The 20875-nt window shown below is 31.8% G+C and carries 21 protein-coding genes and 1 tRNA gene; 17 read left to right on the forward strand and 5 right to left on the reverse strand.

Annotation, left to right across the window (positions count from 1 at the left end; all coding sequences use genetic code 11):
• The 14 genes from N2712_02580 to N2712_02645 form a co-directional block, all read left to right on the forward strand.
• A partial coding sequence (locus N2712_02580; GenBank protein MCX8028861.1) for a hypothetical protein occupies window positions 1–409 on the forward strand: 409 nt, incomplete at its 5' end.
• Window positions 410–421: 12 nt separating this feature from the next.
• Window positions 422–1735, forward strand: a complete 1314-nt coding sequence (gene traF, locus N2712_02585; GenBank protein ID MCX8028862.1) for a conjugal transfer protein TraF — start codon at window positions 422–424, stop codon at window positions 1733–1735.
• A gap of 64 nt (window positions 1736–1799) precedes the next feature.
• Window positions 1800–1940, forward strand: coding sequence for a hypothetical protein (locus N2712_02590; protein MCX8028863.1), 141 nt, complete (start codon window positions 1800–1802; stop codon window positions 1938–1940).
• Between the two features lie 12 nt (window positions 1941–1952).
• Entirely contained in the window at window positions 1953–2114 is a 162-nt protein-coding gene (locus N2712_02595; GenBank protein ID MCX8028864.1) for a hypothetical protein, read from the forward strand.
• A gap of 90 nt (window positions 2115–2204) precedes the next feature.
• On the forward strand, window positions 2205–3800 hold the full coding sequence (locus N2712_02600) for a hypothetical protein (protein ID MCX8028865.1): 1596 nt from the start codon (window positions 2205–2207) through the stop codon (window positions 3798–3800).
• A 19-nt stretch (window positions 3801–3819) separates the two neighbouring features.
• On the forward strand, window positions 3820–5187 hold the full coding sequence (gene der / locus N2712_02605) for a ribosome biogenesis GTPase Der (protein ID MCX8028866.1): 1368 nt from the start codon (window positions 3820–3822) through the stop codon (window positions 5185–5187).
• An 85-nt stretch (window positions 5188–5272) separates the two neighbouring features.
• A complete protein-coding gene (gene fliW, locus N2712_02610) occupies window positions 5273–5707 on the forward strand; it encodes a flagellar assembly protein FliW (GenBank protein ID MCX8028867.1) in 435 nt (144 codons plus the stop codon).
• Window positions 5708–5716: 9 nt separating this feature from the next.
• Window positions 5717–5968, forward strand: a complete 252-nt coding sequence (gene csrA, locus N2712_02615; protein MCX8028868.1) for a carbon storage regulator CsrA — start codon at window positions 5717–5719, stop codon at window positions 5966–5968.
• Between the two features lie 4 nt (window positions 5969–5972).
• A tRNA-Leu gene (locus N2712_02620) sits at window positions 5973–6057 on the forward strand.
• A 71-nt stretch (window positions 6058–6128) separates the two neighbouring features.
• A complete protein-coding gene (locus N2712_02625; protein MCX8028869.1) occupies window positions 6129–7499 on the forward strand; it encodes a SpoIIE family protein phosphatase in 1371 nt (456 codons plus the stop codon).
• 13 nt (window positions 7500–7512) lie between these two features.
• Window positions 7513–7980 carry an acyl-CoA thioesterase gene (locus N2712_02630; protein ID MCX8028870.1) on the forward strand — a complete coding sequence of 156 codons (468 nt, stop codon included), beginning with the start codon at window positions 7513–7515 and terminating at the stop codon, window positions 7978–7980.
• 83 nt (window positions 7981–8063) lie between these two features.
• Window positions 8064–8489: a hypothetical protein gene (locus N2712_02635; protein ID MCX8028871.1), complete on the forward strand. Its 426-nt coding sequence runs from the start codon at window positions 8064–8066 to the stop codon at window positions 8487–8489.
• A 62-nt stretch (window positions 8490–8551) separates the two neighbouring features.
• Window positions 8552–9427: a glucose-1-phosphate thymidylyltransferase RfbA gene (gene rfbA, locus N2712_02640; GenBank protein ID MCX8028872.1), complete on the forward strand. Its 876-nt coding sequence runs from the start codon at window positions 8552–8554 to the stop codon at window positions 9425–9427.
• A 90-nt stretch (window positions 9428–9517) separates the two neighbouring features.
• Complete coding sequence (locus N2712_02645; protein ID MCX8028873.1) at window positions 9518–9991, forward strand: Rrf2 family transcriptional regulator; 474 nt, start codon at window positions 9518–9520, stop codon at window positions 9989–9991.
• Here N2712_02645 and N2712_02650 read toward each other — a convergent pair.
• Both N2712_02650 and N2712_02655 read right to left on the reverse strand, forming a co-directional pair.
• On the reverse strand, window positions 9988–11172 hold the full coding sequence (locus tag N2712_02650; protein ID MCX8028874.1) for a hypothetical protein: 1185 nt from the start codon (window positions 11170–11172) through the stop codon (window positions 9988–9990). The two genes, N2712_02645 and N2712_02650, sit on opposite strands and share 4 nt — an antisense overlap.
• Window position 11173: 1 nt before the next feature.
• The gene (locus N2712_02655) at window positions 11174–11809 is read right to left on the reverse strand and encodes a MotA/TolQ/ExbB proton channel family protein (GenBank protein MCX8028875.1); all 636 of its coding nucleotides are present in this window, start codon (window positions 11807–11809) and stop codon (window positions 11174–11176) included.
• Window positions 11810–11969: 160 nt separating this feature from the next.
• Here N2712_02655 and N2712_02660 point away from each other — a divergent pair, with 160 nt between their 5' ends.
• Window positions 11970–12716 (forward strand): FAD-binding oxidoreductase, encoded by a 747-nt coding sequence (locus N2712_02660; GenBank protein MCX8028876.1) that lies wholly within the window; start codon window positions 11970–11972, stop codon window positions 12714–12716.
• Here N2712_02660 and galE read toward each other — a convergent pair.
• Together galE and trpS are read right to left on the reverse strand one after the other, a co-directional pair.
• The gene (galE, locus tag N2712_02665; protein ID MCX8028877.1) at window positions 12713–13690 is read right to left on the reverse strand and encodes a UDP-glucose 4-epimerase GalE; all 978 of its coding nucleotides are present in this window, start codon (window positions 13688–13690) and stop codon (window positions 12713–12715) included. The genes N2712_02660 and galE overlap by 4 nt on opposite strands.
• A 51-nt stretch (window positions 13691–13741) precedes the next feature.
• Window positions 13742–14722 carry a tryptophan--tRNA ligase gene (gene trpS / locus N2712_02670; protein ID MCX8028878.1) on the reverse strand — a complete coding sequence of 327 codons (981 nt, stop codon included), beginning with the start codon at window positions 14720–14722 and terminating at the stop codon, window positions 13742–13744.
• Between the two features lie 308 nt (window positions 14723–15030).
• Between trpS and N2712_02675 the strand changes: the two genes are divergently transcribed.
• Window positions 15031–16659: a restriction endonuclease gene (locus tag N2712_02675; protein ID MCX8028879.1), complete on the forward strand. Its 1629-nt coding sequence runs from the start codon at window positions 15031–15033 to the stop codon at window positions 16657–16659.
• Here the strand turns inward: N2712_02675 and N2712_02680 are convergent.
• A complete protein-coding gene (locus tag N2712_02680; GenBank protein ID MCX8028880.1) occupies window positions 16633–18060 on the reverse strand; it encodes a sigma-54 dependent transcriptional regulator in 1428 nt (475 codons plus the stop codon). The genes N2712_02675 and N2712_02680 overlap by 27 nt on opposite strands.
• 178 nt (window positions 18061–18238) lie before the next feature.
• Between N2712_02680 and N2712_02685 the strand changes: the two genes are divergently transcribed.
• Window positions 18239–20869 carry a GH116 family glycosyl hydrolase gene (locus N2712_02685; protein ID MCX8028881.1) on the forward strand — a complete coding sequence of 877 codons (2631 nt, stop codon included), beginning with the start codon at window positions 18239–18241 and terminating at the stop codon, window positions 20867–20869.
• Window positions 20870–20875: the final 6 nt, after the last annotated feature.

A 20875-nucleotide genomic window follows, 5' to 3' on the forward strand; every position in this document is an offset into this window, starting at 1 on the left:
TGATAAGGACAAAAACTTTGTGTATATAAAGACTAGATATCTACACAGAGTCTATACGGTTATGAGTGATGGTAGTAGTGTTAAAACGGAAGGTGTTGTAAGGAATGTGAAAGCCTCACCGAATCCATTTACTCCTAGTGTAAAAAATGCGAGTGTTGATAGTAGGTATGGGGTATTTAAGATCACCTTTGAGTTAGATAAGCCTTACGATAAATATAAGGTAAGGATATATGATATGAGTGGTAAGTTGGTCAGAGAACTAGAAGGTGATGGTAGCTTCGGACAAGGAGAGGTCTATTGGGATGGTAAGGATCTAGATGGAGTTATAGTTAGAAATGGTGCTTACATTTTTGTGGTTGAGACAGGGGGTACGGTTGGTTATAGAGGAACCGTTATCCTCGTGAAATAACAGGAGGTTGTTATGAGTAGGTTTAGTTTTGGGGTTATGTTAATTGTCTTGTGTATATTGCTTTTGGGAATATATGCAGAAGCCGCTTTCGAGTACCTTGATAGGGGTACTAGCGTTAGAGCTAAAGGTTTTGGGAATGCTATGTTTGGATTATTTGATGGAGTGAACGGTATGGAGTATAACCCTGCTTTGATGGCTAATACTAAAAATATAGAAAGTAGGGTTAACTTTGGTATACCTATAGGATACCTTGATGATACTGGTATGAACATGTTTAGTATATTTGGTGTGATACCTTTCAGTAATAAAGGTTATGCTGGAATTGATTACTTAGCGGGTGTTATTGCGGGTGGTAATGTGCCATATTTCTTTAGGGAAGGATCTATAGGTTTTTCTTATTCTAGGTTTAATGTCTTGGATTTATACTATGAGCAAGTTATAAGCATAGGATATGCTAAAAATCTTGATGATTTTATATCGAAAGGTGCCAGAATATCAGCAGGAGTGAAACTAAATTTGTATAACCTAGGTTTGGTTCCAAATTCTGATACACAAGTTAATCCGTATCTTGGTGATAGATTAAGTACTTGGGGATTTGGTATGGATGTAGGTGTGACTTATGATTTCAGCTATACTATAAGGTTAGGATTTGCCGTTCAGAATATCATAAAACCTAATACAGCATTAATTGAAGGAAATGAATCTACCCTTCCGAGAAAGATAAAGTTTGGAGCAAACTGGATAGTTGGTTCTTTCTTTGATGTTTTTGAGGATCTTATGGTTGGAGTAGGTATAACACAAACCGAAAGAGAACCTGGCGATAATAGAGAACTTGATTTGACATATCATTTTGGTGTTGAGACATGGTTTTTGAATAGAATAATTGGTCTTAGGGCAGGATATGAATTTGGTTTGTATGAATTTTCAAGTATAAGTGTAGGACTTTCTTTTGGTTATGTTTTTGCTGATGAGCATGAAGTTAATTTTGACTATAGTTTAAGTATTATGCCTCATTTGTTTGCTTCAGTTGGTGATTTGTCTCATTCTTTTAGCTTGGTTTACAGGTTTAGGCTACCTAGAAGTGCTTTTGCCTATACTGAAGAGAAGATAAGAGAATTACAATTTATGGAAGAGCTTGAAAAGCGGAAGAAGGAAATGAAAGAATTAGGAATTGATACTAAATCACAAAATACTGGAAAGAAAGAAGAAATTCAGCAAGAACAACCTCAACAGCTTCAAGAACAACCTAAACAAGAACAACCTAAACAAGAACAACCTAGAAAAGATCAGCAAAGAGGAGATACCAAGAAACAGAAATCTAATTAAGGCCACCTCCTGAAAAGGTTATTTTGAGTCCCCCCCCTTTCAATAGGGGGGGCAATTTATTCGTATGGATAACATAGTATCAAGGTATAACTCCTATGAAATAAGTACTACTAACAGATTGGTTTCAATATTACTAATGTGTCTACTCCTACAGTGGACGTTTAATAGGAGTTTTGATGGAACTACATTTCAAGATTACATCTAGGTAATACTCTATATGTTTAATAATGGAGTTGTTGGTGTTGAAGCTCTTTGTACTTACTCTTCACCTGTTAATGTAACTATTAGGTGCTGTGGTCTAGCTTGGAGTTTTGATAATATACACTATTACAATAGAGGTAACTATACTACTTCTCCTGGTATTGGAATGAAAAAATGAAGAAGACAGTTGGTAGATATTAAGATGTTTAGGAAGTATATTTCGATTTAGATTGAATGTTGGATATGAGAATGTTCAACATCATATAATATGACAAACGTTAGGATTTTGTTTGTTATTAGCGTTTTGCTTTTTTGTTTTGTTTTGTTGAGTTTTGCTCAGACAAATACTAATGAGGTTATTTTACCTCAAACTGAATTTTTTGCTGAACCTGCTACTTCACCTGTGATGGATGATAGAGAAAGTTATTTACCTACAAAGGAAGAGAAAAAGGGGCTTTATGAAATACCTACTATTAGGAGCGTAGATGTTCTTGAAAAAGAAGCTAAGAAAGATATATCCCAAGATGTAAAGTCAAGACTGATAGCGCTTTTTGCCTATGGTCTAAACGATATCCTTGATTTTTCAATAATAGGTCTTAGTCAAATACCTTCTGATAGTGTTAGTATAAGTGCTGTAGTAAAATATAATAGATTCAAAAGACCTGATGTGGTGTTATATGGTTATGATGGTAGCTTCTTGAATACTTTTAAGGAGCTTGATCTTGCTAATGTTTCTATAGGTGTTTCTTCAAGTGTTGTCTTTTGGAGTAGTACTATTGAGTTTTTTGAGGATTTTAAAGGACTTTGGAGTAATAGAAATTATCTCGATGAAAAGGATAGGAAAGTTGTTGCTAACTCAAGATTTAGGTACCGAATTGATAGGGATTCAACTTTTAATGTTTTATTAGAACTTGAACATTTTAATAGTAGGATAAGGGATAGGACTTTTTCTTACTATTATACTTCACTTAATGATTTCTCTCTTAGTGTTGGATACAAGTATGGAATAGAAGAGTTTAATTTTTTTGGAATTGATTTTGGTATAGGTACAGACGTAATCAAATTAACTTACGATAATGATTTCAAAAGTGGTGTTTACGGAGATATTTCGTTTTCTTTTAGTTTTCCTATATATGAGAATAGTTGGTTTGTGGGTCTTAGTACCGGTATTTTGCCAAACACTTTCTTTCCGATGGAGTGGTATACTAGACTAAATCTAGGTTATAGATTAAGTGACAACTTGGTTGTCTTTCTATCAGTTTTCAAAGATTTTGAAAAGTTTGAAATCTCTTACTTATCTAGAGGTTTAAACTTTGTTACATATATTCCTTTTGGAGATTCTTCTTTGGGTGTTGAGTTGAGTCCCAGATTTTTCTTCTGGGGTAACAATTCTATTAAGTTATTTATAGGATATTCATATTATTTTTCAAAACTATATGATAAATTGCAAAATGATGTTTATGTTGTTGATATTACCAATGTAAGTGCTTTGTATTCAAAAGTTTCTTTAGATGTGGTATCTGTTGAGTGGTTTAATTTAAGTGCTATTTATAGGTTTTCACTATTTATTCCATTTATACCTTATGTTTCTATACATTCCACTGAGATTTCTTCAAAGTTTATATTAGGTAACTTTAATTTGTCGTTTAGCGTTTTTGGTGAAACATCAAGATGGGTTGATTTTGGTATTTATGAGTTGTACCCCTATTTGGGTGTTTCTACTGAGATTGAATGGGAGTTTTTGAAGAATATTTCTGTAATTCTTAAGGTAGATAATATTCTTAATAATGTTATTCAAGTTAGATATGGGAGTATTATTTCCGAGCCTTTTTACATTCAAGGTGGAATAAAGGTGAAACTTTAGTTTATTTCTAAGAGAGATTATGGGGTTGAGTGTAGTTTCAATAGTAGGGCGCCCTAATACAGGTAAATCATCTCTTTTTAATGTCCTAATTGGTAGGGGTAAGGCTATTGTGTTTGATGAACCTGGTACTACTATTGATATAAACAAAGAAATAATAGATTTTGATGGTGTAAAGTTTATATTACAAGATACGGGAGGATATTTGCTTGATGATTCTTTGGGGTCTATACCCAAAAAACTTACTAGTAGAGTCAGAGAACTTTTACTTAAAGCTATCCAAGATTCCTCTCTTATTCTTTTTACGGTGGAGTATAATAATGTTGGATTTTTGGATTTTGAGCTTGCTAGTATATTGAGACCATATAAAGAAAAAGTTAAGCTAGTTGTTACCAAGGTTGATACCGAGCATCAGAAGATTGCAGTAGCGGATGAAGTATTTAGATTGGGATTTGAAGATATACTTTTTGTATCTTCAAAAACCAAGTATGGTATTGATGTACTTATTGATACATTAAAGGAATCTATTACTTTTAAAGGTGATAATTGGAGTAATTTGGATGATAGTATAAATGTTAGTGTAGTAGGTAGAATTAACGTTGGTAAGTCTACACTTATGAACGCTTTAGTTGGATGGGATAGAAGTTTAGTTGATGATGAACCAGGAACGACTAGAGATAGTGTTGATGATATTATTAATGTTGATAAAATTACATTTAGGATAACTGATACTGCTGGTTTTAGGAAAAGTATCAACAAAGTAGGCTTTATTGAAAGGTTTGGTATTCAGAGAACTGAGAGTGCTATCAAAAATTCTGATGTTGTTGTTATAGTTATTGATGGAAAAGAAGGTATAACCAAACAAGATAAGAAAGTTTTTGACACAGTTATGCAAAATTATAAGCCTTTTGTTATTGCTGTAAATAAATGGGATTTGGTTGTTGGTGTTGATAATATTAGGAATATTAGAGAGGTTAAGAAATATGAGTCTGCTTTTAGAGACTTTCTATCTAGAACATTTCAAGGGATTGAAAACGTACCAGTTGTTTTAATATCCGCTAAAGAAAAATACAATATTGATAGGCTTTTAGATGAAATTCTTAGGGTTTTTAAAAACTCGAAAAAACGAATAACAACAGGTTTTTTGAATAGAAAGATAAGAGAAGAAATTCCACAGTTTTTTAGTGGAGAACTTTCTACTAGGTTAAGAATATACTACATAACCCAAGTAGATATAAATCCACCTACTTTTGTTGTCTTTGTGAATAGATCAGAACATTTTAAGAAGAATTTTGAAAACTTCTTAAAATCGAGAATAACAGCTTTATTTGGTTTTTATGGAGTACCTATAAAAATAATAATCAAGGATAAGAGTCAAAAAGAACATTGATACGAATTGTAATTTATAAATAGTTTTAACCAAAACTCATTTTGAAAGTTGTTAGTATTTTCTATATACTTTTTGTGAGGAAGGTATGAAAATCCTCTCGAAGCATTTTGGAGAAATTGAGATAGATAAAGAGCATATAATAACTTTTGACAGAGGAATTATTGGATTTGAAGATTATAAGAGATATGTTTTTATAGAGTTTGAGAAGGATTCTTTCGTTTACTGGATGCAGTCAATTGAGAATTCGGATCTGTGTTTTCTTGTTGCGAATCCGTATGTTTTTAAACCTGACTATATACTTGATGTTTATGAAGATGATCTTAAGTACATAGATATGGAAAATCAAGAAGATATTATGGTTTTTGTAATACTAAATGTTAATCTAGATGAGCAAAAAGTTACTGCTAACCTTCTAGGTCCTATTCTAGTAAATACAAAGAACAACAAAGGAGTGCAAGCAGTTTCTAAGCTAAACGACTATCCAACAGATTACGATATAACAACGAGGGTTAGTGTCTAGGAGGTTAGAATGTTGGTTCTTTCAAGAAAGGAAGAACAAAGTATAATAATAGGAGATAACATAGAGATAAAGGTTCTTTCTATAAAGGGTGATACTGTAAAAATTGGAATTTCCGCGCCACCAGAATTAAAAATATACAGAAAAGAAGTCCTCGAAGAGATTCAAAAAGCAAACTTGAGGGCGGTTGCTAGTTCCAAAAACCTTAAGGATATAATTTTAGGAAAGGTTAATGAGATTAATAATAACAAAGGTATTAAGTAGCTAGGCCGAGGTGGCGGAATTTGGTAGACGCGTGGGATTCAGGATCCCATGCCTTCAACGGCGTACGGGTTCAAGTCCCGTCCTCGGCATATAATTAATGATAACAACAGTAATAGTGTCCCTTACATACGGTATATCTCTCTTCGTTTTTTTTCATTCCATGATAGCTAATTACTTCTACTATGAAATGAAACGAACGTTTAAGTTAGTCTACTCAATATCGATTTCTTTAGTTTTTTTATCAGCAACTTTTAACTTTGTTGCCTTTTTTACAGATTATTGGGGTATTCAAATTGTTGATATTCTTGCTATTTTGTCAGTTATATCACTTCTGATTCTTATGGATGTATCCTTTAAAAAAAATTATTTAATTCATATTACCTTATCTTTTTTATCTATTCTGTTTGTAATACTATTTACAGTATTTGGTATCTATTCAGCTGTTATATTTGATGGAGTATTTTTAGGTGATTTAGTTTATATTTTGATGTTGGTTGTGATTTTTTTGGTTATTAGGGATATAGTTCTTGGTATGGTGAATAAGGAAGAAAATTATTTGAAGTCTGAATCGCACTTGGGGTATAAGCAGCTGCTTGTTGGTTTTTTGGCTCTCTTTTTGATGTTTTTACTTAAAATAATTTTTGGTTTTTCGGTAAGGAGTAGTTGGGGATTTGTGTTTCATAGTATTGTGTTTTTAATAGTTATTCTTACACTTTTATACTCTAGAATGAATTATGTATTTTTCCTGAAAAATAAACTTGTAGAAGATAACAATAGATTTTTAACTCTTTACAGGAGTGTTGTTGATGAGATTATAGTTGGTAAGGAAATTATAGATAGACTTTTACCTAACAAAAAAAGTGTAAAAGGATTAGAGTTTGATAAATATTTTAAACCTGCTGTTTTGGTTGGTGGAGACTTTTTAGATATTATACCTCTGTCAGAGAGTAAATTTATATCGTACATTGCTGATGTTTCAGGACATGGGGTTTCTGCAGGTATAATTGTTTCTATGTTAAAAGCTCTTCTACTAAAAGAAGTTGTTGAAGGATATTCTAGTTTGACTTCAGTTGTTAGAAATCTGAATGCGGATTTTAATAGTCTTATTAAAGATACTGGTAGATATTCAACACTTTTCATAACTTTGATTGATAAAAATAGAAAGAAGTTTCAGTATGTCAGTTGTGGTCATACTGATTGTCTTTATTGGAGTTCAAGCTTAAATGAGTTTTTTGTTCTTTCATCGACTGCTCCTATACTTGGATTACTTTCAAAAATAGATGTTTATTCTTCTGAAATTGATTTTAATCAAAACGATTATCTTATATTGCTTAGTGATGGGTTATTTTCTATTTCAGATAAGGACGGTAATATTTTTTCTATTGATGACATGATGAGAATTTTATATAAGTATATAAGTCTAGATATAATGCCAAATGAACTTATGTTTAAAGTTTCCCAAGAAGTTGAATCATTTATGAATAATGGTATGGTAATTGACGATATAAGTATGCTTTTTATAAAGCTATAATTCTGGGGGTTTTATGATCAATGAAACTTACCTGAAGGTTAGGTATGCTGAGACAGATCAAATGGGAGTAGTTTACTATGCTAACTACTTTGTTTGGATGGAAGTTGGTAGAACAGATCTTATAAGAAAGATAGGTATAACATACAGAGAAATTGAAGATAGGGGATATTTACTTCCAGTTGTTTACACTTCAGCGAAATTTATTGATTCTTCTTACTATGATGATGATATAGTTGTTCAAAGTTGTCTTATTGAAATAACAAAAACTAAATTGAGTATTGGATACAAAATATTTAGAATTGAAAACTATCAAAAATCCTTAGTTTGTGTTGGTCTTTCTGAACTTGTATTTCTAGATAAGAATACCAGAAAAGTTGTTAAGGTTCCAGATTTCTTTGCTAAAGTTGTTAAGATAGAGAAAAACGAAAGTTATGATGAGTTTGTTGAAACAATAAGGAAACATTTGAAATTCGATTTATAGGATATCATTAGGCATTTTTTGTTTATTGTGATTTAAGGTTTGTTATTTGTAAAGTTTTTTGTAGTTTTTACGACTTTTGTAATATGAAGGGTAAGATTTTTGGTATTAGTTTATTTGGGTTTTTATTGTTTAATTTTGGGTATGCTGTTGATTTTTCAAAACCTGATGATGTGGTTTCTAATGCTATTGAGATGCTTATAAAAAAAGACTTCTCTTCTATGGTTCATCTTACAGAACTTTCAGAAAAAAAAAGAGTTGAGAAAATTATCGATGTTTATTTAACTGATAAGTCTTTGGTTGATAGAGAGATAGGTAATATTCAGTCTTATCAATTTTCAGATGTTTATTATGAAAATGATATTGCTGTGGTTCGTGTTAATTGGGTTGTTAAGAATTCTTATCAGACTAAGGAAGGAATTAGGGTTTATAATGCTAATAGAAAAGTGATTTATCTACTTAAGAAGTTTGATGATAAGTGGAAGATAATAACGAAAAGAGTTGAAATATAGATTTTGATAAGAGTTTTAAATTGTTTTTATCTTGGTTTTTAGTTATAAGAGGTTAGACTTGTATGAGGAAGGGTATAGTTTTAGCTGGTGGTAGTGGTACAAGGTTGTATCCTGTGACGAAAGCTGTTAGTAAACAGCTGTTACCTATTTATGATAAACCTATGATATATTATTCACTTTCAGTTTTACTTCTTTCAGGCATAAGAGATATATTGATAATATCTAATCCTGAGTTTATAGACTTGTACAAGAGACTTTTTGAGGATGGTAGTTTTATAGGAGTTTCTGTAAAATATAAAGTTCAAGAAAAACCAAGAGGTATAGCAGAGGCTTTTATAATAGGAGAAGATTTTATAGGTGGAGATAATGTATGTTTGGTTTTGGGTGACAATATATTTTTCGGTCAAGGTTTTTCAGTTATGCTAGAAAAGGCTAATAGTTTAGATGGAGCTACAGTATTTGGTTATTTTGTTAAGGATCCGAGTGCATATGGGGTTATAGAAGTTGACAAAGATGGTAAACCTTTATCAATAGAAGAAAAACCCCAAAAGCCTAGATCTCATTATGCTATCCCTGGTCTTTATTTTTATGATAATGATGTTGTAAATATAGCAAAATCTTTAAAGCCTTCTGCTAGAGGAGAATTAGAGATTACTGATGTGAATAAAGTTTATTTAGAAAGAGGAAAGTTAAATGTTTTACTTTTTGGTAGGGGATTTGCGTGGTTTGATGCTGGAACCCATGATGGTCTTCTAGAAGCATCAAATTTTATTGAGACAATCCAAAAAAGGCAGTCTATGTATGTAGGATGTATTGAGGAGATAGCATACAGGAAGGGGTTTATTAATAGAGAGCAGCTTGTTGATCTAGCTAAAAGGTTAGAAAAGACAAACTATGGTAAATATCTACTTGAAATTGCTAATGAAAATATTTTATAGGATTTATTTGCAAAGTGTTAATCTTAATTTTCTACAAATTGACTATAGGTTAATACTCTATTAAAATTATAGTATATTAGGAGAGCATTTATGATAAAGATTTCTACCAGGGTTTTGTATGGCTTGAGGGCTATAATATATATGGGGCTTAATAAGGATAAATGGCCTGTGTCCTTAAGCGAAATTGCTAATTACCAAAATATACCGTTGAGGTATATAGAACAAATATTCATAAGATTCAGAAAAGCTAATATTGTCAAAAGTATAAGAGGTGTTAAAGGTGGATATATCCTAAAGAATGGATTTGAAGATATTACCTTACTTGAAATAGTAGAATCTGCTGATAGTAAGATTATTCCGGTTTGGTGTTTGAATCCTAACTCGAAAAAGAAGTGTCCTATAGTTGAAGATTGTATATTAGTTGATATTTGGGCTGGTTTGGGTAAAAATATAAGAGATTATTTGGGTAGTATAAGATTAGGTGATATACTAAAGAAAGCCAAGGAAACAGATTTTGTTGAGCTTATAAGAAAAATGTCTTTAGGTTCATATCATAGGAGTTAGGATGTATGTAGTGTTTTTATTTCTATAAACTGTATTATAAGCATTTTTTCTGGTGAGAAATGTTTACTTGTTGCAGGAAATATTTTTATGGTAGAGTTGAATATTACTTCGTTGTTTGCCAATGAGAATTTAAAGTTTTCTAGTGTAAGTCCTTCTCTATAGAAGGATATTTGCTTTGTTTTTATAAAACTTGATTCATCTTCTGGTACTACTGTAGGTATTAATCCTTGGGTTTCTTGGAGTATATCCGTTTTTGAAAGAGCTTCTGGTAGGCCATATCTCTTTCTGTATTCGGAATAGTTTAAGATGTCGAGTACAGTGTTTATATCTAAATCAGTTAGATCACTTCCTCTTACTAGTTCTTTTAGTACTGATATTATTTTTTTACTTCTGTCGTCAACTGGATGTAGAAACCAATCAACCTCAACTAAAAACTCTTCTATTCCTATTTCTTGTCCTGTGAATATCTCTTCTATGTCTTCGGAGTTTCTTGACCTTATAATGTCAAATATTGTATCGTATAAGTATTTATCAGGATGTTGTTTTATTTTAAAACGATCCATGAGTTTTACTGCTAGTTTCACAACATTTTCTGTTTTTATGGCTTTGAGAAATTCAAGATTGAGATTTGCCACTATTACTGATGGTTTTTTTTGATGTATTTTTCTAAGTATTATTATTGGTATGTCAACGAAACTTATTAACTTACTTATGACTTCTTTTTGATATGATAAAAGTCTGCTTTTTTCAATATCTTGATGATAAACATTTGATAACATGATATTTATCATCCTACCAAAATCACCAAATTCATCATCTTCAGGTAATACGGAAAATATTCCAGATTCGTCTTTATGTGTTCCCTTGAGTAGATTTTCTAAGAGTGAAGTTTTTCTACTCTCTAAATCTCCAAAAACTTTTGAAACTATAACTTTATATCTTTCGTGATACTCTTTTAAAAATTTTCTGTACTTAAAGAAATAAATATATGCTATTATGAGTCCGGATGATAGTGAAATAACATATAACGGTATTCCAAATAATACTAGATATTTTTCAAATGATTGTGGACTAAGGTTTTGGTTTAAAAACACAGTTAGGAAGTATAGTACTATCAGTATAATAACAAACGTAAAACCTGATAGGATTATAGATGACTTTATATAGTTTCTTATGTTCATTCTACCATATGGTCTTATTTGATGACATTAGTAGTAATATTTCTGTAACATTTGCTTCAATCTCTTCGATTATTTCTTGGGATTTATTTACTAGGTAATTGTATAGTATTAGGAGAGGTATTGCGACTATAAGTCCTGCTGCAGTTGTTATTAACGCTTCAGCGATACCTGTTAAGAGTTCTGAAGGTGATGCTAGGCCTTTTTCTGCTAATACTGATGTTGCCTTTATCATACCTAGTACTGTTCCAAGAAGCCCAAGCATCGGAGATACTGTTACCATAGTTCCAAGTAAGTATAGGTATCTGTTAACAACAGGTAGTTCTATTTTTGCTATATCTTGTATTGAATTTTCAATATCCTCTCTAGAAGATCCTTTTAGGTAGACATCAACTGCTGTTTTGAGTATGTTTGAAGCGACTGACTTTTCAGCATCACATATTGCTATTATGTCTCTTAGATTGCCTTTGTTTATTTTATCCTTTGCTAGGCTAAAGAGTTTTTTTGTTGATCTTCTCAGATTTGTGAGAAAAAAGTATCTTTCTATAGATATAGCTACTCCTATAATAGAAGCAATTAGAATAAATATCATCATTATACCGCCTTTTGCTAGATAATCAAAAATTCCTCCTATTTCCATAAAATATCCCCGTTCAAGTTTAATTTTCTATGTTTGGAGTATTTTTATTCAAATTTAATTAGATAATTTTTACGTCGATCTTTTGAAAGCTTGATTCTAATAATTTTGACTTTTGTATGCTAATTTGTATATTATTAGTAGGAATTGTTTAGGAGGTTTTATGGTAGGTGCTAAAAAACTATTCCAAGGAATAGTTGAGATAAAAAAGATAGTTACTGAAGCAGAAGGTGTCAAAAGTTTTTATTTCAGTATAGATGAATTTAATTATGAACCTGGTCATTTTGTTATGACTGCTTTGCCTGAGGATTACGAAGATAAGAAAAAGAGAAGAGCGTATTCGATATCAACATCTCCTACTGAAACTAGCAAAGATGGTCTTATAGGAATAACTATAAAGCTAGTTGAGGGTGGGTATTTTACAACTAAGATACATGATCCTTCGATAATTAATGAAGCCTCCAAATTATTTGTTGCAGGTCCTTTTGGACATAGTATATTTAGTGGAAATGAAAATAGTATAAAGAGTGTAGTTTTATTTGCTGCGGGTAGTGGAATTGCACCTGTTAGGTCTGCTATGAAATATATCTATGACAAGATGCCACATGTAAAGGTTACTTTATTTTATAGCTTCAAAACTCCAAAAGATTTCATATATGAAAAAGATATAAAAGAAATGCTAAGAAATCCTAATTTCAAAGGTTTTATAACTGTAACAAGGTATGATGGCGATGATTGGAAAGGTTTAAAAGGTAGAATAACTAGAGATTTAATTCTTGATAATGTTACTGGAGAAGAAGATATATTCTATGCTTGTGGTAATACTGCTTTTGTGAAGGAAATTGAAAACGTTGTAATCAATGAGCTTAGAGTAGATAAATCAAGATTTAAGGCGGAGGCTTGGGGTTAAGCTGATTTTTTTATTTTTTGGTGCCATTTCCAAGCGTGAGATATTATATCTTCGATACCGAATTCTGGCTCCCATTTTAGAATGTTTTTTGCTTTATTGCTCTTAGCTATGAGTATTGCTGGATCTCCCGGTCTTCTTTCAACTTCTTCAACTGCGAAATCTTTTTTTGTAACGTTTTTGACAGTGTTGATTATTTCTCTTACACTGAATCCTTTTCCATTTCCTAGGTTGAAATAGTTAGAATTATTTCCTTCCATTAAGTATTCAACACCTTTTATGTGAGCTGATGCAAGATCATTTACATGTATGTAATCTCTTATGCAAGTACCATCTGGTGTGGGGTAGTCAGTTCCAAATATTTTTATTGATTTTCTTATACCCATTGCTGCATCGAGCACTAGTGGTATAAGGTGAGTTTCTGGTTCATGACATTCTCCTATTTCTCCTTCAGGATCTGCACCTGCTGCATTAAAATACCTGAAAGCTACATATTTGAGAGAGTGTGTATCAGAATAATCCTTTAACACTTGTTCTACCATCCATTTAGTTCTACCGTAAGGGTTTATGGGATTCTTTGGTTCTTCTTCATCAATTGGTACATTTTCTGGCATTCCATATACAGCAGCTGTTGATGAGAATATAATTTTATTTATTCCGTTATCAAGCATAGTATGGATAAGATTTAATGTGTTGCAAAGATTATTTTCATAATACTTTCTTGGGTTTTGTACTGATTCGCCAACTTCAATATAAGCACAAAAATGCATTACAACATCTGGTTTGTAGTTTTTGAACACTATTTCTAGTTGTTTTCTGTCACCAATGTCACCTATAATAAACTTACCATACTTAGCTAGAAATTCATATCCATGTGAAAGATTGTCATAAATTATAACATCATAACCTTTCTTTAAGAGCATTTTGCATACATGTGAGCCTATGTATCCGGCTCCTCCTGCTACAAGTACTTTCATAAGAACCTCCTTATAAAAACTTAATTTGATTGTGTTTACCAAGTACACTAACTATATAGATAATTTCATTGCTTCTTTAACTTCTTGTAACGTTTTTGATGCTACTTCTCGTGCCTTTTTAGATCCTTCTTTAAGTATGTCAATGACTTCATCTATATTCTTTTCGTAATATTTTCTTTTTTCCTTTACTGGAGCTAAGTATTCAACAATCTTTTTAGCAATTCTATCTTTACATTCTACGCATCCTATTTGAGCACCTATGCATTCTTCAATAACAGTTTCTACTATTTCGGGATAAAACACCTTGTAAAGAGGAAATGTTTTACAGTTATCTGGGTTTCCTGGATCTGTTCTTTTTATTCTTCCAGTATCTGTTACCATCATTTTGACCTTTTTGTATATTTCGTCTTGGTTATCTTTTATGTATATTGCATTATTGTAACTTTTGCTCATTTTTCTACCGTCTATTCCATAGACATGAGTTACTTCTCCTAGTATTGGTTGGGGTTCTGGAAATAGCTCTCCAAATAGATAATTAAATCTTCTAATGATTTCTCTAGTTATTTCTAAGTGTGGTAATTGATCTTTTCCTACAGGGACTCTTGTTGCCTTGTATATGATGATATCTGCAGCTTGGAGTACTGGGTATGCCAGGAAACCTATGTTATTCAGATCTTTGTCTCTAATGTTTTCTTTTGCATCTTTGTAAGTAGGATTTCTTTCAAGCCATCCTAGGGGGGTTATCATAGAAAGTAGTGTGAAGAGTTCGGAGTGTTCTGGTACCATTGATTGTACGAATATTACGCTTTTGTTTGGATCAATACCTGCGGATAACCAGTCTATTACCATTTCTAATGTTAACTCTTTGAGATTAATATTTTTGTCAAAATCTGTCGTCATAGCGTGTAAGTTTGCAACCATATAGAAACATTCGTATTTGTCTTGAAGTTCAACCCACTGTTTCAATGCACCAACATAGTTGCCTAAGTGTAAATATCCAGTCGGTCTCATTCCGCTCAAAACTCTTTCCATACACAAAATTCTGTATGAAAGCATTTGTTAATTTCCAAAGTTGAACTGTTTGTAAAGGTAGAAATTGAAATATCCCGTTTGGGATTTGTGGTAATTTAAACTTGACTTTTCAAAACTTGATTTTTTAGAAGAAAATACTATATTAATAGTAGCAATTAAGAACTTTCCACACCTCCTTCCCGGGCAGGTTTCCCCCTTCCTGCCCGTTTTCATCATGTAATGAAATTATTGATTTATTCTTGAATTTTTATCTGTGTATTAATCAAATTATTAATGTCTCTTGTAATTAGTTACGAAAATTATCTAAGATGGAGTTTCTAATAGCATTAGAAATAGCATTGGTAATAGCAGTAATTGCTTATTTTGTTGTAAGTTCTCTTTTTAAAGACCAATATAAGGTAATAACTGATCTTAAGAGTAAGGGTAATTATGAGGAAGCTTTAAAGAGGCTTTTAAGAATGTATCAGAAAAATAAAGATGATACTAGAGTTATATACGAGCTTGCAGAGATAAATAAGCATCTTAAAAATAATCTTGAGGCTATAGGTTATTATCTAAAATTAGTTGAAAAAGATACTTATCCATCTATTACTAGTAAAGGTGAAGTTTTAAAGGATATAGGTATTTTGTTTTTGAATGAAAAGAAAATTCGTGAAGCATTTTATTATCTTTACTATGCTTCTTATTTTCTTCCTGCTGATAAGGATGTTAACTTTAGTCTTTTCAAGGTTCTATTTGAAGAGGAGAATTTCCAACTTGCTGATACTTTTGGTCAAAGGGCATTACCTTTTTACTCAAAGGATCCATTGTTTTTAACTGATTATGCTATTACTAAGCTTGAGTTGGGTAAGTATGGTGATGCTATTGAACTTGCTGAAAAAGCGGCGTTTTCAAAGAATGTGAAAACTCGTATAGTATTAGGATTTACGTTACATAAACTGGGTGGTTATAGGAGAGCCGTTGATGTAGTTTCTTCAATACTTACAGAGGAAGGAATTCCTGATCAGGTTATTTACTTAGCGTATAAAATAATAACTTACTCTCATATAGCGATGAAAAACTTTAATGAGGCAATGAAGTACTGGGATCAGTTTCTGACTTTTGCTACGTCGAAGGGTATGGATAGTGTTATACGAGAGATTGGATTTGGAATTTTTATGACGTATCTTTTCTTCTCTAGATATGAGAGTGCAAAGGAAATGTTATCGATGCTCAAAGAGTATAATATAAGTGATGCTGTTATAAATTCTTTGTCTCCATTTATTGATGAAGCTATTAGAAATACAAACCTTAAGAAAGAGATGAAACCGTATGATCTCAGACCTATAAAAGAGATAGAAAACTATGTTAATTCTTGGATAAATTCATCTCTTAGACCACGAGAAATTGTAGATGCTTTTGTGTTAAGGAGAGAAAAAAGAGAGAAGTTAAACGTTATTGAAATAATAAAACAAGTTCAAGAAGAGATGAAAATACACAACAAAAAAGTTGAAGAATTTCTGAGTTCTGGTAGAGGAGGGTTGTCTGTTGAGGATGAAGAAGATATATGTGATATGTTTACAAATCGTTTAGATAGTAATACGTTTACTAGTATATCAGAAGAACTTGTAAAGGCGCTAGGATTTAGTATACTTAGGAAGTTGGATACTGATGTTTTTGCTGAAGCTGAAGGAATTGATTTTATATGCTCAAGACATAAGGAAGTTGATAAGTATTATGTTGCTGTTAGAAGATGGGGTACAAATGAAATAGGTAAGATAGCAATAGTTGATATCAATCAAAAAGCCACGGAAAATGATTGTGATAGAGTATTTATAATATCATCTGCTCCACTTACTGAAGAAGCTAGGGATTATGTTGAGAAGAATAGTAGAATTGAGTTTAAAACTTGTAAAGAAGTTGCTGGTGTGCTAAAGACTATTATTCCTTCGGTCTAAACCATATTTATCCATTTTTGAAAGTAGTGTTTTTCTCGTTATACCTAGTATTCTTGATGCTCTCGATTTGTTTCCATTGACTAGTTTTAGTGTTTCTTCTATAACTTTTTTTTCAATATCATCAAGTTTGTTACCTAATTCTATTACGAGAATTGGTTTTTTGTCGTCTATTGTATACTGTGTTTTTTCTGTTATCTTTACGGGGTTAGATACCTTAGGGGGTAAGAGTTTTGTTTTATAGTGAAGTGGTATACAGTCAACTGATAAGTGATCTTTATTGCATATTATAACAGAACTTTCAATAAAATTTTGTAACTCTCTAACATTACCGTACCATGGATATTCTAGTAGTATGTCCATCAATTCCTTTGAAATGCTATTTATTGACTTTTTGTAGATATTGGAATAAAGTTTTAAGAAATAGTTTGAGAGGATTGGTATATCGACTTTTCTTTGTCTTAATGGTGTGATATGTATGTTTATTGTATTTATCCTGTAGAACAAATCTTCTCTAAATGATCCTTTTTTGACTTCTTCTTCTAGATTTTTGTTTGTAGCTGCTATTATTCTAACATCTACTTTTATATCTTCTTCTCCACCGACTCTTTGAAATTCTTTTTCTTGAAGTACTCTGAGTAATGCTACTTGTAATTTGGGTGATATTTCTCCTATTTCGTCTAAGAATATTGTACCTCCATTGGCTAGTTCAAATCTTCCTTTCCTGCGGTTTATTGCTCCCGTGAATGCTCCTTTTTCGTGTCCAAAGAGTTCTGCTTCAAGAAGTGTTTCAGGAATGCTACCACAGTTTACTTTAACAAATGGACCTTCTCTACGGGGGCTTAATGCATGTATTGCGTTTGCCACTAGTTCTTTACCTGTTCCTGATTCACCTGTTATTAAAACTGTTGCATCGGTTGATGCAACTCTTCTTATAAGATCTTTTATTTGTTTTATGTCTTCACTTTCTCCTATTATAGCGTCAAGGAAATCTTTTGGTAAGAAAGGTTTTTGCTTATTTTTCTCTATCAAACTTTTTCTTATATCTAGTGCTTTGCCAATAGATACTAGAAGTTTATCGATATCCGGTGGCTTTATAAAGTAATCAAATGCTCCTTGTTTTGTTAGATTTACTGCTTCTTCAACAGATCCGTAGGCTGTTAAAATTATAACTGGTAAGTATGGATCTGTGTTTGATACAGTTTTCAAAAACTCATAACCATTCATATTAGGCATCTTAAGATCGAGTATTATGAGATCAACTTTCTCTGTGTTTATCTTTCTTATTCCATCTGTCCCATCGGTTGAAGTTATAACGTTGTATCCTTCAAGTTCAAAAATAGTTTTGAGCCCTTCTCTTACTTGTTCTTCATCATCTATGATTAGTATTGTTTCTCTAGCCATACTCCAAGGATATTTATTAATGAGTTTGTACCATTTCTACAAGTTTATACTGACATGCTTAGTAATTTGTAAAGTTTTTGACTGAAAAACATAGGGGTATCGTTAATTTTATTTGCTTTTAGAAAAAGGTAGACAGTAATATGCAATTTCTTTTATCCTAAAATAGGGGTTAGATATTATGAAGGATGGTATATTTTACTTTTTGGTTGTTAATTTTGTTATACTCTTTTTTATGCTTTATCAGCAACTGTTTGGTTATGGTAATTTTTTTGATGTTAGTAAGGTAGAATTGAAAAAAGGTGATATTAGAAGTTTTGTATTTTACGATAGGTTGGATGGATATTATGAAAACAAAACGTTTTCATATGCTGGTGGTGAAGGATATAAGGTAAGAAATACTGTTATATTTAGAGATTTTATTTCTGTTCAGAATGATAAACCCCTTAACCGAAGAGAAGCAGATAAAATATTTTTGTATCCTTCTTACTTTGAAGTTTTGTATCAAAATCATCTTGAAAGGATGTATGTGATACAGAATAAACAATATGTAGTAATACAGATTGAGTCTCAAAGTCCATCAAGGTTGGGTATAATTGCTTTACTCAATTGGTTCAAAAAAGATGTTAGTGTTAGAAAACTAGATGAAAGAACTATTGTTGTTGAAAACACGAAGGTAAAGGGTTCAGCAGTACCTTCTTTTGCTATTATAAATTCTGATAAAGATGTGGAGTTAATTCAAGATCCAACCAATATATTGAAAGAGGTTAAAGTATCTCCTACGTTTGGGAATTCAGGCTTGATTGTAAGTAAGGATAGCGTTAATAAGGTATCGTATGTGGTAGTTTTTTCTACTAATGAGTTAGAAGGTATTAGAAATGCTAGTAATGTAATTTCAGATATTCAGGTGTTTTTAGATAGTTATAAGAGAGAGATAGCTAATAGGGTTTTAGGATCTAGGTTTGAGACTGATCTAAAAGATATTATAGACAAACCTCTATACTGGTCTCTTTATTCAGGTGATGGATTTGTGGTTGAGGAGTTTGGTAAGGGAATATGGGCTGGATTACCATGGTTTAAGAATAACTGGGGGAGAGATACTTTTATTTCTCTTGCTGGATGTAGCTTAGTTAATGGAAATTTTGCTGAAGCTAAAGATGTAATTCTCAATTTTGCGAACTTTCAGGACAAAGGTAATCTTTCTATTGAGATAATTTCTGATGATGAAGAATTTCTAAGACAAGTATTACAAGATATAAAAAACATAAGTAAGTTTATAGGTTTAAGGAAGTTAAGTAATAGGTTGCTTATAACAGTACCAGGATATATGTTTAGTAAAACATTTTCTTCAAAAGGTGAGCTTATTTCGAAATCCAAAACACTCAAGGAGAATGAGGGTAAGTATGTTATAAGGGAAAGTATTGTTAAATCAAAGACATATGGAAGGGTACCAAATTTAGTATCGAGTGAAACTTCAGTGCAATACAATACTGCTGATGGGACTCCTTGGTTTATAAGAGAAATTATGAATTATGTTAATTATTCTGGTGATTTAGAATTCTTGAAAGAAATTTATCCTGTTGTAAAACTAGCTATAGAAGGTGCAATTGAAAATTTTGTTGATAGTGATGGACTCTTAACACATGATGATGCTGATACTTGGATGGATGCGAGAATAGAAGGCAAAGAAGCTTGGTCACCAAGAGGTAATAGAGCTGTTGAAGTACAATCTCTTTGGATAACTTCTCTTGAAGTTGGAGTTTTTATGGCTAGTTATGTAGGAGATGGGGAATCTTCTAGAAAATGGTCTGAGCTTTATAAAAAGGCAAAAGAGAATTTTGTAAAAGTCTTTTGGGATGATGTAAATAAGAAAATTGCTGATAGGGTTAGGAGTGATGGATTTAAAGACTTCAAGGTTAGGCCTAATATGCTTATGACGATAACTGTACCATTTGATGCTAGTATAGTTGGAGAAGATAGAGAAGCATATATTTTAAGAAATGCTGTTGTTGAACTTCTATATCCTTATGGTATAGCATCTCTTTCGCAGAATGATGAGTTTTTTCACCCTTGGCATGAGAGATGGGATCTATATCATAAGGATTCTGCTTATCACAATGGGACTGTTTGGGTTTGGAATACTGGATTTGTGATATTATCATTACTTAAGTTTGGATATAAAGATCTTGCCTATTCTTTATTCACAAATACATTAAACCAAGTTATAAATGAAGGTCATGTTGGAACTTTAAGTGAGCTTATTGATGCGATACCTCAGCAAAATGGTAGAATAAAATTGTCTGGTACTTACTCTCAGGCTTGGAGCGTTGCAGAAATTAATCGTGCTTGGTATCAGGGATTTATTGGTTTCAATCCTAGATTATCTCAGAATAAAATAATATTCTCACCTAATCTGCCGAGAGATATTAGAGACATAAAAGCATCTCTTAAGTTTGGTAAAGAAGAGTATTTAGATGTAGAAATTAAAAATTCTGAGTATTTTGAGGTTTATTCTATATCTCCAAGAAGTATCCGAAGGAAGCTGGAAATTGTTTTCATATATACTGATGACTACAAAGGTGATAGGTATTTTTTATCTTTTCCCCTGACTACTAAAAGTGAAGTTAAAGTTGATAAAAAGAAAAAGACAATTACTTTGAATGGTAAACTTGTCAAACCTACTATTCTAAAAGGCTATAAGGACATAATAGGTGATCTAGGTTTTGTTGTACCTAGTATTCCTGATAGAAATCAAGTTTCAAAAGAGAAAGATTACTTGAAGAAAAAGATACTTGACAGAGAATGGTTTTAGAACAAA

Source organism: Brevinematales bacterium, from assembly GCA_026415355.1.
GTDB lineage: Bacteria > Spirochaetota > Brevinematia > DTOW01 > DTOW01 > SKYB106.

Coding starts and splice junctions, on each gene's coding strand:
- traF (MCX8028862.1), top strand. CDS start 422: ATGAGTAGGTTTAGTTTTGGGGTTATGTTAATTGTCTTGTGTATATTG.
- N2712_02590 (MCX8028863.1), top strand. CDS start 1,800: ATGGATAACATAGTATCAAGGTATAACTCCTATGAAATAAGTACTACT.
- N2712_02595 (MCX8028864.1), top strand. CDS start 1,953: ATGTTTAATAATGGAGTTGTTGGTGTTGAAGCTCTTTGTACTTACTCT.
- N2712_02600 (MCX8028865.1), top strand. CDS start 2,205: ATGACAAACGTTAGGATTTTGTTTGTTATTAGCGTTTTGCTTTTTTGT.
- der (MCX8028866.1), top strand. CDS start 3,820: ATGGGGTTGAGTGTAGTTTCAATAGTAGGGCGCCCTAATACAGGTAAA.
- fliW (MCX8028867.1), top strand. CDS start 5,273: ATGAAAATCCTCTCGAAGCATTTTGGAGAAATTGAGATAGATAAAGAG.
- csrA (MCX8028868.1), top strand. CDS start 5,717: ATGTTGGTTCTTTCAAGAAAGGAAGAACAAAGTATAATAATAGGAGAT.
- N2712_02625 (MCX8028869.1), top strand. CDS start 6,129: ATGATAGCTAATTACTTCTACTATGAAATGAAACGAACGTTTAAGTTA.
- N2712_02630 (MCX8028870.1), top strand. CDS start 7,513: ATGATCAATGAAACTTACCTGAAGGTTAGGTATGCTGAGACAGATCAA.
- N2712_02635 (MCX8028871.1), top strand. CDS start 8,064: ATGAAGGGTAAGATTTTTGGTATTAGTTTATTTGGGTTTTTATTGTTT.
- rfbA (MCX8028872.1), top strand. CDS start 8,552: ATGAGGAAGGGTATAGTTTTAGCTGGTGGTAGTGGTACAAGGTTGTAT.
- N2712_02645 (MCX8028873.1), top strand. CDS start 9,518: ATGATAAAGATTTCTACCAGGGTTTTGTATGGCTTGAGGGCTATAATA.
- N2712_02650 (MCX8028874.1), bottom strand. CDS start 11,172: ATGAACATAAGAAACTATATAAAGTCATCTATAATCCTATCAGGTTTT.
- N2712_02655 (MCX8028875.1), bottom strand. CDS start 11,809: ATGGAAATAGGAGGAATTTTTGATTATCTAGCAAAAGGCGGTATAATG.
- N2712_02660 (MCX8028876.1), top strand. CDS start 11,970: ATGGTAGGTGCTAAAAAACTATTCCAAGGAATAGTTGAGATAAAAAAG.
- galE (MCX8028877.1), bottom strand. CDS start 13,690: ATGAAAGTACTTGTAGCAGGAGGAGCCGGATACATAGGCTCACATGTA.
- trpS (MCX8028878.1), bottom strand. CDS start 14,722: ATGGAAAGAGTTTTGAGCGGAATGAGACCGACTGGATATTTACACTTA.
- N2712_02675 (MCX8028879.1), top strand. CDS start 15,031: ATGGAGTTTCTAATAGCATTAGAAATAGCATTGGTAATAGCAGTAATT.
- N2712_02680 (MCX8028880.1), bottom strand. CDS start 18,060: ATGGCTAGAGAAACAATACTAATCATAGATGATGAAGAACAAGTAAGA.
- N2712_02685 (MCX8028881.1), top strand. CDS start 18,239: ATGAAGGATGGTATATTTTACTTTTTGGTTGTTAATTTTGTTATACTC.